Raw genomic sequence first — 10,526 nt, 5'->3', positions numbered from 1 at the left:
GGCCGAAGGCCAGGGCGAAGCCCCAAAGCCCCTGGGGTGGGCCTGCCGCAGGGCCTGCAGGCCGCCCCTGTCAACCGCCGAGGGGACCCACACACCACGGGACCCACCCCCGAAGCGAGCAAGTCCCGAAGCGAGCAAGCCCCGACCCCGGCCCACGCGCCCGGCCTACTGCGGGGTCAGCGCGACCACGTCCGCGTACGTCCGGACCGCCGTACCGCCCGTGCCGCGGGCGAGCGCGGCGATCATCGCGGCCGCGAGGCGGCCGGCGGGCAGCGGGCGGTAGGGCTGCGCCGGGCCGACCAGCACCGGAGCCACCAGGGTGGCCATCGCCATGCCCACCCGCTCGGCCGTCCGCCGCTCCTCGCGCGGCCCGAGGATGAACGACGGCCGGAAGATCTCCACCTGCTCGTAGCCGACCGCGTCCACCTCCTCCTCCATGTCCCCCTTGACCCGCAGGTAGAAGTTCCGCGACGCGGAGGCCGCGCCGACCGACGAGACCACCGCGATCCGCCGCGCACCCGTCGCGTGCGCCATCCGGGCGACCTCGACGGTGTAGTGCTGGTCCACCGTGCGGAAGGCCTGCTGCGTGCCCGCCTTGCGGATGGTGGTGCCGAGCGCGCCGTAGACGTCGTCGACGGCGGGCACGTCAGCCGGCTTGAGCGCGTCGAAGTCCACGACGCGTACGTCCAGTCGGGGGTGGTCGACGGTCAGCGGGCGGCGGGCCAGCACCGTGAGCCGGTCGTAGTGGGGATCCCTGAGGAGCCGGGCGAGCAGCTGGCCGCCCACCAGTCCGGTCGCTCCCACCAGGAGTGCGCTGCGGGTCACGGGTGTTCCTTTCGCCGGCGATCTCTCGCACCATCGGCGGCAGCGTACTTCGGCCGTACCCGAGGACCGGCCCGGCGCTGCCGCGGCACGGCGGACGGGCCGCCCCACCGTGGGGGAGGGGCGGCCCGTCCGTCGTCGCCGGGCCCGGTCAGGGCAGCCGGCAGGTGGTGTGGCGGAGCGTCAGCACTGGTCCAGGCCCGGAGCGGGGTCGACCGAGGTGTAGACGTCGACGGCCGGCACGTTTCCCCACTGGCCGTTGTCCAGCTTGGTCCAGTACCAGATGTCGTTGCCGCCGCCGTGGCGGTCGCCGTGGCCCCAGCACTGGAACCAGCTGAAGCCCGTGTTCAGGGGGCCCCGCACCTCGGAGCCGTACGACCGGTGCTGGTACCCCTTGGCCCCGACGCGGTTGCCGCACCACAGGCGGCGGTCGGAGCGGACCCCGCACTCGGCGGCGGCCGCGGGGGCCTCCGCGGCCTTGACGACCGGGACGGCGGGCACCGCGGCGGCCGGCCCGACGCCGGTGGCGGCCAGGCCCGCCGTGAGTGCGACCGCGGCGAGGGCGAGGGAGAAGTGGCTGCGTGCGGACATGGTTCCTCCTTGGTGGGGGCTCCTGGGGAGCCCGGTGTGGGTGTGCGTCAGGCACCGCGCGTGCGTGACGGTGTGAAGGCCGGCCGTCGGCGAACGTCGGCCGTCGGTGAACATCGGCCGTGGGTGGAGGACGGCCGTGGGTGGGGGTAGCCGTGCCGTGGTCCTCAGGGGCAGGTGGGTACGCCGTCCAGCCAGGCGGGTCCCTGGATGTAGATGTTGGTGATCCAGGCCCCGTACTCGGGCAGGTAGGACCAGGCGTCGTTGGTGTAGCCGTCCGCGGTCACGGTCTCGGCGTGCTTCTGGCACTGCACGCGCACGGTGGTCGGGCCGGCGAACTTGTGCACCCGTGCGCTGGTGGTGGAGGGCTCGCCGTGCGTCCACACGTCCGTGCCCCAGGTGCGGAACGTACCGGGCTGCGCGGCCGAGCCGTCGATCCGCACCGCGCCCGCGTAGTCCCCGCCCAGCCGGACGTCGCTCACCATGATCCGGGTGCCGGACTGCCGGGCCTCGACCATCTTCCCGGCCCCGAGGTAGACCGCGATGTGGTGGATCGCGCCCCCCGAGCCCCAGGCCAGCAGGTCGCCCGGCAGGAGCGGTCCCGTCCCCTCCGCGGCGCCGAACCGGGCCGCGGCCTCCGGGGAGTCGAACTGGTGGCGGGCGTTGCCGGGCAGGACGTCCCGCCCGGTGGCACGGGCGTACGCGTACCGCACCAGCCCCGAGCAGTCGAAGCCCTGCCGCTCGGGGTCGTGCTCGCTGGCCGGGTCGCTCGGATCGACCTGACCGTACGTCGGCCCGGGCTGAGGTCCGTGCCCGCCGCCCCACGTGTACCAGACGCCGATCTGCTCGCACACGGCCCGAACGGCGGCCTCCGCCACGGCGGAAGCGCCGGGGGCGAGCACCCCGCAGCCCTCCGCGGCGGCCCTGGCCGGCCCCGCCCCGGCCTCCGGGGCCGTGGCGCGCACGGCTCCGCCGGCCGGCGCGGCGAACGCGGTGCCCCCCATCACGAGCACCGCGGCCGCCGCCAGCGCGGCCCCCGCCCGCAGGCCGCTCCACCGGCCCGCCGGCCCGCCGCTCGGCGGGCCGTCCGTGGCCCGCGTCATCGGAGGGGTGTCGCCCCGGCCCCCCGTGGCCCGTGTCAACGCCTCCCGGCTCAGGGCGGCACCGACCGCCCGCCGCCGTGCCCCGCGCATCCGCTCGACCATCCCCGTGTCCCTTCCCCGTGAACGCGGCCGGCCCGGCCCGAAGGCCTCGTCCGGCGGCCACCGGCTGATCCGCCGGCCCTTCCGAGACTGGGCCGCGCCGCCCCCCGGTGTCGAGGCGCCACGTGTCTCCCACCTGCACGGGAAACGGGAAACCCCCCGGGGGAAACCCCGGTGTCCGCCGTACCGCTGAGGGGCCGTCACGGGCTCGGGGCGGGGGGCCGGGGCCGGGGCGGAGGGCCGGGGCGGGCCCGTGAACGGCTACCTGGTGGGGCGGCTGCCGGTGTGCTTGGTGGCTCGTCCGCCCGCACGGTCGCGGGGGTGTTCTCTCGCCCGGCCACTCGCTCGCCCCGCTGGGCCGTCCCGTGGTGCGTGGGTCCCCTCGGCGCTTGACCCGGCAGGGCCTGCAGGCCCTGCGGCAGGCCCACCCCGGAGGCTTCGGGGCTTCGCCCTGGCCTTCGGCCACCTCCGGCCCGGGCCTGCCTCCGGACCAGCCTGCCACCCCCGTCAAGCGCCTCCCCCACGCACCACGGGACGGCACTCCCGTGGGGTGTGGGCCCGGGGCTTCGGTCCGTCAGCCGTCGCACGCCTCCCCGCCCGGGTGCGCCCGCGCACCCGCTCCGACCAGTGCGCAGACGGCGCCGATCCGTGAACTCGCCCCGAGCGACCACAGCCGGACCGTCCCGTCCGTCCCCGTGCTCGTCAACCGCCCGTCGACCGGGTCGAACACCACGCCCCACACCGCCCCGCCGTGCCCGGCCAGGCTCGCCTCCAGGCGGAAGCGGTCGGCGTTCCACAGCCGTACGGTGCCGTCGACGCCGCCGCTCGCCAGGCTGTGCCCGCCGGGTCCGAACACCACGGCGCGGACCGCCCCGACGTGCCCGGTCAGCGTCGCCGCCGTCCGGCGCGTGGCGAGGTCCCACACCCGGACGGCGCCGTCGTTGCCACTGCTGGCCAACCGCCGGCCGTCCGGGGCGAACGAGAGGCTCCGGACCGCTCCGCGGTGCCCGCGCAGCGCCGCCCGCTCCACCCAGCCACCGGTGCGTTCCGGTCCCTCGGGCCCGGCCGCCGGGCGCTCCGCGGGCCGCGGGGCGGCGACCGGCTCCCACAGCCGTACGGTCAGGTCGTCGCTGCCGGTCGCCAGCAGCCGGCCGTCCGGGCCGAAGGCCACCGCGTTCACGAAGTCCTGGTGCCCGCTCAGCGTCGTGACCTGGCGGTGCCGTGCGGTGTCCCACAGCTTGACCGTCCGGTCCGCGCTCGCCGACGCCAGCGTCCGGCCGTCGGGGGAGAAGGCGAGGGCGTACACGGCGCCGCCGTGTCCCGTCAGCGCGGCCAGCGGCGTCCGCCGGCGGGCGTCCCACAGCCGTACGGTCCGGTCCGCGCCGGCGGAGGCCAACAGCCGTCCGTCGGGGGAGAACGCCACCGCGAACACCGAGCCCCGGTGGCCCGTCAGCGTGCCGAGGAGCCGCCGGCGCGCGGGGTCCCACAGCCGTACGCCGCCGTCGGCGCCCGCCGAGGCGAGCAGGCGGCCGCCCGGGGCGAAGACGGACTGCCACAACTCCGCGAACGGCCGGGTGACCAGGGCCCCGCGGCCGGTGTCCCAGAGCACCGCGGACTGGTCGAAGCTGCCGGTGGCCAGCAGGTGATCGGGCCCGACGGCCACGGAGAGCACGTAGTCGCCGTGCCCGGCCAGCACCTGCGTGACGCGGTGCGTGGCCGCGTCCCAGACCTTCGCCGTCCCGTCGCCCGACGCGCTCACCACCGCCGTGCCGTCGGTCGTGTAGGCCACGGAGTTGACGTCGTCGCTGTGGCCCCGGAGGACCACCGGCCGACGCGCCGCGTCGGCGGCCTCGCCCGGTCCGTCCGCGCTGGTGGCGGGGCCGCCGTCGGGGCCTTCACCTGGGCTGCCGCCGCGCGCGTCACCGTCCCGGCCGTCCACGTCCCAGACGCGCACCGTCCGGTCCGCGCTCCCCGATGCCAGCGACCGCCCGTCCGGCGCGAACGCCACGCCCAGCACCACGTCGGAGTGCCCCGCCAGCGTCGCGGCGAGCCGACCGCCGGTCCCGGTCCCGGAGCCGGCTTCGGCGCCGGGCACGTCCCACAGCCGTACGGTCCGGTCGGCCGCCCCCGAGGCGACCCGTCGCCCGTCGGGGGCGAACGCCACCCCGTACACCCCGTCCGTGTGCCCGCGCAGGGTGTCCGTCAGCCGCCGCCCGGCCACGTCCCACAGCCGTACCGTCCCGTCCAGTCCGCCCGACACGAGCCGCGTGCCGTCGGGGGAGAAGGCCACCGAGCGGACCCCGCCGCTGTGCCCGTACAGGGTGCCCACCGCCTGGCGCTCCGGCAGCCGCCACAGCCGCACCGTGCCGTCCGTGCTCGCGGCGGCCAGCAGCCGACCGCCGGCTCCGAACGCCACCGCCAGCACCGAGCCGCCGTGCCCCGTGAGCACGGCCACGGACGACCGGAACCCCGATCCGCCCCACAGCCGTACGGTGCCGTCGCTGCTGCCCGTCGCCAACACGCGCCCGTCCGGCGCGAAGGCCACCGCGTTCACCGCGCCGGTGTGCCCGGTCAGCCGCCCGGCGAACGCCTGCGCCTGGGTGCTGAGCAAAGCCCCCCGGGCCTCGGTCGTGGGAGAGGTCCGGTACGCGCGGGCCGCGAGCAGCATCGAGGCCTCCGGCTGCCCGGCCGCGATCGCCCCCGACCGCTCGGCCATGGCCTGCGACTGCGCGACGGCCCGCTCCCGCAGGGCGCTCGACCGCTGGTGGAACGCCAGCCCGCCCGCGCCCAGCGCCACCGCGAGCAGGACGGCGAGCGCGGCCAGCAGCCGGCGCTGCGTGCGGGCCTGCCGCAGAGCCCGTTGCCGGCGGCGGCGTTCCTCGGCCCCGCTGGCCGTCAGGAACTCCGCTTCCACGGGCCCCGGCGGGTGCCTGCCGTCCTGCCGCTCCGCCCATTCCTCGGCGGCGGCGAGCCGGTTGCCGCGGTAGAGCAGTTCCGGGTCGCGGCCGTCCCGTACCCAGCCGGCCGCCGCGTCCGTGAGCTGCTGGTGCACCAGCAGGTCCGCCCGGTCGTCGTGGATCCAGTCGCGCAGCCGGGGCCAGGCTCGCAGCAGCGCCTCGTGGCTGATCTGCACCGCCGACGCGCCGGCCGTCACCAGCCGGGCGCGGACGAAGGCGTCCAGGGCCGCCGCGGCGGCGCGCGGGTCCGTGACGCCCGCGGCCAGCCGGTCCGGGGCGGTCCGGCGCCGGGTCTCCACGTCCCCGTCGCCCACGTGGACCAGGCGCAGCAGCATCCGGCGGGCCGCGTCGCGCCCGGTCCGGTCGAGCCCGGTGAAGACCTCTTCCGCGGTCCGGGCCACCGCGCCGCGCAGCCCGCCGGTCGTCTCGTACCCCTCGACCGTGAGGGTGCGGCCCGCCCGGGCGTACCAGGTGACCAGCAGCGCGTGGGAGAGCAGCGGCAGCGCCCACGCCGCGCCGGCGGCGGTCCCGTCCTCGGTGCCCGCATCGCGCAGCAGCAGCTCCACCAGGCCGGGTTCGAGCAGCAGCCCGGCCCGCTCGGCCGGCCCGGTCACGGCCGTGCGCAACTCCTCCGGCGTCATGGGGGCGAGGACGTACAGACCGTGCGTGAACACCTCGGCCAGCTCCGGGTACGCCAGGCACCGCCCGCTGAAGTCGGCCCGTAAGCCCAGGACGACGAGCACCGGGCCGCCGCCGTCCGGTCCCGCCCGGTCGGGGGCCGCGTCGGGGGAGCGCGGTCCGGCCAGGGACGTCAGGGCGGCGAGGTAGGCGCGCCGCTCCGCCTCGTCCCGGCACAGCGTGAAGACCTCTTCGAACTGGTCGACCACGAGTACGACCCCGGCCGGCGCCGGCACGGTGTTCGGAGCCGTCCTCGGAGCCGTCCTCGCAGCCGTCCCCGGACCTGCGCCCACCGCCTGGGCGGCGCCCGCTTCCGGACCCGCGCCCGGACCCGTGCCGCCCGGACCCGACTCCGGCACCCCCGGCGGCGGCACCCCCACCGACCCCAGCGTCCGCAGGAGTTCCGCCACCGGGTGTGCGGTCGGCGTGCACACCGCCACCCGCCACGCCCCCGTACCGGCGGGCCCCCCGCCGCCCGCGCCCCGCCGCAGGGCGGGCACCAGTCCGGCCCGCAGCAGCGAGGACTTGCCCGCACCCGACGGGGCCACCACCGCCAACGGGCCGGTGCCCGCTCGCGTCCCGAGCCGGTCCAGCAGGGCGGCGGTGGCCCGCTCCCGCCCGAAGAACCAGTCCGCGTCCTCGGTCCCGAAGGCGCTCAGCCCCCGGTACGGACAGTCACCCGGCCCCGGCCCCGGCCCCGGCCTCGCCTCGGGGCGGCGGGCCGGCGGCACGTCGGGCACCAGGCGGGCCAGCGCGCCCGCCGCCCCCAGCGCGGTGTCGCAGCGGCGGGCCAGGTCGGCGGTGGGCGGCTTGCCGCCGTTCTCGATCTTGCTCAGGTAGCCCTTGCTGTAGTGGACGAGCCGGGCCAGCGCCGCCAGGGACAGGCCGCGCTCGCCCCGCACCCGCCGCAGGGCCGGCCCGAACTCCTCCGGCCGGCCCGCGTCCTCCCGGGCCCGACCGGTTCCCTCGGCCCCCTCCGGTGACAGACCGGGTGTCCCGTCCATACGTGCCTCCGCGCGGTTGCGGCTGCTCACGCTAGCGAGAGCGCCGCCGTTCGCGCACGGACGGTTACCCGTTCGGCTGATTCCCGGCCGTCGGCGCCCCGCACCGCGCCGGCGCCGTCGGCCCCGGTGGTACCGGAGGGACCCGCGGCCGACGGTCGGGAGGGTGGCGGTGCGTCAGGCCAGTGCCAGCACCGACCGGACGACCCCGCGCAGCACCTCCACCGGGTCCGCGCCCGCGTCCGCCCGCGACGACCGCCAGGCCACGAACCCGTCCGGCCGCACCAGGACCGCGCCCGCCGCCGTCGTACCGTGCGCCTGCGCCCAGTCCGCGTCGCCCTCGGGCACGAGGTCCCCGTCCGGACCGATCCGGTACGCCTCCAGCCGGACGGACAGCTCGCGCGCGACCCGCTCCGCCGCCGCGTGCCAGCCGCCCTGCTCGGACGCGTCGCTGAGCAGCACCAGGGAGCGCTCGTACAGGTCGAGGGTGGAGAGCCGGTTCCCGGAGCCGCGCCGCAGCCACAGGTGCGGGGCCCGGCTGCCCGGTTCGCCCGTCAGCCGGACGCCCTCCGGCACCACCGGCTGCTCCGGGTCGGTGCCGACCACCGCGCCGTGCGGGTAGCGGTAGGCGAGCGCGACGTTGAGGATGCCGCCCTGCTTGCCGCCGGGGCCGCCCGCGGGCTCGTACCCGGGGTGGCTGTGCTCGGCCGAACGGGCCGTGGCCCGGGCGCTGGTGGCCTCGGCGACGGGGCGGCGTTCGGCGTCGTACGACTCCAGCAGGCCGGGGCCGGCCCAGCCGCCGAGCACGGCGGCCAGCTTCCAGGCCAGGTTGTGGGCGTCCTGGATGCCGGTGTTGGAGCCGAACGCGCCGGTCGGCGACATCTCGTGCGCGGAGTCGCCGGCCAGGAACACCCGCCCGCGGCCGTACCGCTCGGCCACCCGCTCGGCCGCGTGCCACGGGGCCCGGCCGGTGACCTGGACGTCCAGGTCGGGCACGCCGACCGCGCGCCGGATGTGCACCGCGCACCGCTCGTCGGTGAAGTCCTCGAGCGTCTCGCCGCGCTCGGGCCGCCAGGGCGCGTGGAACACCCAGTTCTCCCGGTTGTCGACCGGCAGCAGGGCGCCGTCGCCCTCCGGATGGGTGAGGTAGCAGACGATGAAGCGGCGGTCGCCCACCGCCTCGGCCAGCCCGCGCGAGCGGAACGTGATGCTGACGTTGTGGAACAGGTCGCCGGGGCCGTTCTGGCCGATGGCCAGGTGCTCGCGGATCGGGCTGCGTGGTCCGTCGGCGGCCACCAGGTAGTCGGCGCGGATCGTGGTGTGGTCGCCCGTGTCGCGGTTCTTCACCAGCGCCGTGATCCCGTCGGCGTCCTGGTCGAACGACAGCATCTCGGAGCCGAAGCGCAGGTCGCCGCCCAGGTCGAGGGCGCAGTCCAGCAGCACCGGCTCCAGGTCGTTCTGGCTGCACAGGCACCATCCGCTGGGGCTGAACCGGGCCAGCCCGCCACCGGGGTCGATCTCGCGGAACAGCCATTCGCCGGCGTCGCCGACCAGGCTGGGCGTCTGGAGGATGCCGTGGTTGTCGGCCAGGACGGAGGCCGCCTGGCGGATCCGGGCCTCGGCGCCGGCCACCCGGAACAGCTCCATGGTGCGGACGTTGTTGCCCCGGCCGCGCGGGTGGATGGAGGTGCCCGCGTGCCGCTCCACCAGGGTGTGGCGTACGCCGAGCCGGCCCAGGAAGAGGGACGTGGACAGGCCCACCAGGGACCCGCCGACGATGAGAACCGGTACGCGGTGGTCGAATTCTTCGTTCATCAGTTCATCCGTTCCTCAGATCCTCCGGTGACGGACCGGGACGTGCGGGGACGGGATGTCCATGCCCGGCCGCGGGCCGTTTCGGACGGGCAATCACCCACCTGGTGCACAACACCGCACGTCACCCAGGTGGTTCACACCACTCGCGGACCCGCCGGGACCGGCACAGGATCGAGGTCGACGGTGACCGGCCCTCGGCCGCGCCGGTCGCTCCTGCCTTCCGAAGGAGACGCGAGCAGGATGACACTCACGGAACAGTCCCTTTCACGTCTGGCGGAACGGGTCTCCCAGTCCGCCTTCGACGGCTCCCGGCTCCGGGTGGTCCTGCTGATGGACCTGCACGACGGCATCCAGCAGCAGTTCCTGACGGCGTACGAGCACGTGTGCGAGCAGATGGCCGCCGTACCCGGGCACATCAGCGACCAGCTGTGCCAGTCCATCGAGAACCCGGCGCAGTGGCTGATCACCAGCGAGTGGGAGAGCGCCGAGCCCTTCCTCGCCTGGGTCAACAGCGACGAGCACGTGGACATGGTGCGGCCGCTGAGCGCCTGCGTGCGCGACACCCATTCGCTGCGCTACACCATCCTCCGGGAGACCGGCAGCGGGCCCGAGGCGGCTCCCGCCCCGGTCGGCCTCCGGCTCCAGGCGGCGCCCCGCATCGGCGACGGCATCGTCCGCCACGCCCTCACCTTCACGGTCCGCCGGGGCAGCGAGGCGAAGGTCGCCGAGATCCTCGCCGGATACCAGTCGCCGCAGGCGCGCGTCGACGACACCACGAGCCTGTGCCGCACCTCCCTCTTCATGCACGGCAACCGCGTGGTGCGCGCCGTCGAGGTGCGCGGCGACCTGATGTCCGCGCTGCGCCACGTCGCCCGTCAGCCGGAGGTGCGCGCCGTCGAGGAGGCCATCAACCCCTACCTCGAGCAGGACCGCGACCTCACCGACGCCGAGTCGGCCCGGATGTTCTTCATGCGCGCCGCGCTGCCGGCCGTCCACCACGTGCGCCCCCACTCCGCGGAGCCGGGCGGGCTCCCGCCCGCCGACGGTGACGAGCCCGGCGTCCGGCGGCACGCCCTGTACTACCCGGCGCGGCCCGGCTGCGGCATGGCCCTGGCCCGGCTGCTCGCCCGCCAGGACGCGGCCGCGGCGCACGACCCCGGCAACCCGGTGTACGCGGCAACGATCTTCCAGCGGGACGACGTCGTCGTGCGCCTGGTCGACGTACGGGGCAGCCTGGAGGCCGACCCGGCCCGCGCCCTCGGCGTGCACGGCCCGCGCAAGGCCGCCGTCCTGGCCCGGCTCCTCGACCACACCGCCCTCGGCTCGGACGGCCGTCTCGACGGACCCGCCGACATCGCCCGCCTCCTGCGCAGTACCGACATGCGCCTGGTCACCGACCGCCGGGCGCCCCAGTCCTGACGTCCACGGCCGCCGCCGCGGCCGATCCCACCCCTCTGGAGGAA

At 76.6% G+C, this 10,526-nt stretch carries 6 protein-coding genes; 1 reads left to right on the top strand and 5 read right to left on the bottom strand.

What is annotated here, in order from left to right:
* Positions 1-165: 165 nt before the first annotated feature.
* The 5 genes from ACIQCH_RS16020 to ACIQCH_RS16000 form a co-directional block, all read right to left on the bottom strand.
* A complete protein-coding gene (locus ACIQCH_RS16020; RefSeq protein ID WP_402581281.1) occupies positions 166-825 on the bottom strand; it encodes an NAD(P)H-binding protein in 660 nt (219 codons plus the stop codon).
* 180 nt (positions 826-1,005) lie between these two features.
* Complete coding sequence (locus ACIQCH_RS16015; protein WP_402581280.1) at positions 1,006-1,413, bottom strand: hypothetical protein; 408 nt, start codon at positions 1,411-1,413, stop codon at positions 1,006-1,008.
* A gap of 164 nt (positions 1,414-1,577) precedes the next feature.
* Positions 1,578-2,513, bottom strand: coding sequence for a C40 family peptidase (locus ACIQCH_RS16010; protein ID WP_402581279.1), 936 nt, complete (start codon positions 2,511-2,513; stop codon positions 1,578-1,580).
* Between the two features lie 673 nt (positions 2,514-3,186).
* Positions 3,187-7,251: a helix-turn-helix domain-containing protein gene (locus ACIQCH_RS16005; RefSeq protein ID WP_402581278.1), complete on the bottom strand. Its 4,065-nt coding sequence runs from the start codon at positions 7,249-7,251 to the stop codon at positions 3,187-3,189.
* 174 nt (positions 7,252-7,425) lie between these two features.
* Positions 7,426-9,063: an FAD-dependent oxidoreductase gene (locus tag ACIQCH_RS16000; protein ID WP_402581277.1), complete on the bottom strand. Its 1,638-nt coding sequence runs from the start codon at positions 9,061-9,063 to the stop codon at positions 7,426-7,428.
* A gap of 240 nt (positions 9,064-9,303) precedes the next feature.
* On the opposite strand from ACIQCH_RS16000, the gene ACIQCH_RS15995 reads away from it, so the two are divergent.
* Positions 9,304-10,482: a SchA/CurD-like domain-containing protein gene (locus tag ACIQCH_RS15995; RefSeq protein WP_402581276.1), complete on the top strand. Its 1,179-nt coding sequence runs from the start codon at positions 9,304-9,306 to the stop codon at positions 10,480-10,482.
* Positions 10,483-10,526: the final 44 nt, after the last annotated feature.

Origin of the sequence: Streptomyces sp. NPDC093225 (assembly GCF_044753805.1) — a bacterium.
Lineage (GTDB): Bacteria > Actinomycetota > Actinomycetes > Streptomycetales > Streptomycetaceae > Streptomyces.
The sequence above is the reverse complement of the archived record's forward strand: the minus strand, read 5'-3'. Positions and strand labels throughout refer to the sequence as shown.

Coding starts and splice junctions, on each gene's coding strand:
- ACIQCH_RS16015 (WP_402581280.1), bottom strand. CDS start 1,413: ATGTCCGCACGCAGCCACTTCTCCCTCGCCCTCGCCGCGGTCGCACTC.
- ACIQCH_RS15995 (WP_402581276.1), top strand. CDS start 9,304: ATGACACTCACGGAACAGTCCCTTTCACGTCTGGCGGAACGGGTCTCC.
- ACIQCH_RS16000 (WP_402581277.1), bottom strand. CDS start 9,063: ATGAACGAAGAATTCGACCACCGCGTACCGGTTCTCATCGTCGGCGGG.
- ACIQCH_RS16010 (WP_402581279.1), bottom strand. CDS start 2,513: ATGACGCGGGCCACGGACGGCCCGCCGAGCGGCGGGCCGGCGGGCCGG.
- ACIQCH_RS16005 (WP_402581278.1), bottom strand. CDS start 7,251: ATGGACGGGACACCCGGTCTGTCACCGGAGGGGGCCGAGGGAACCGGT.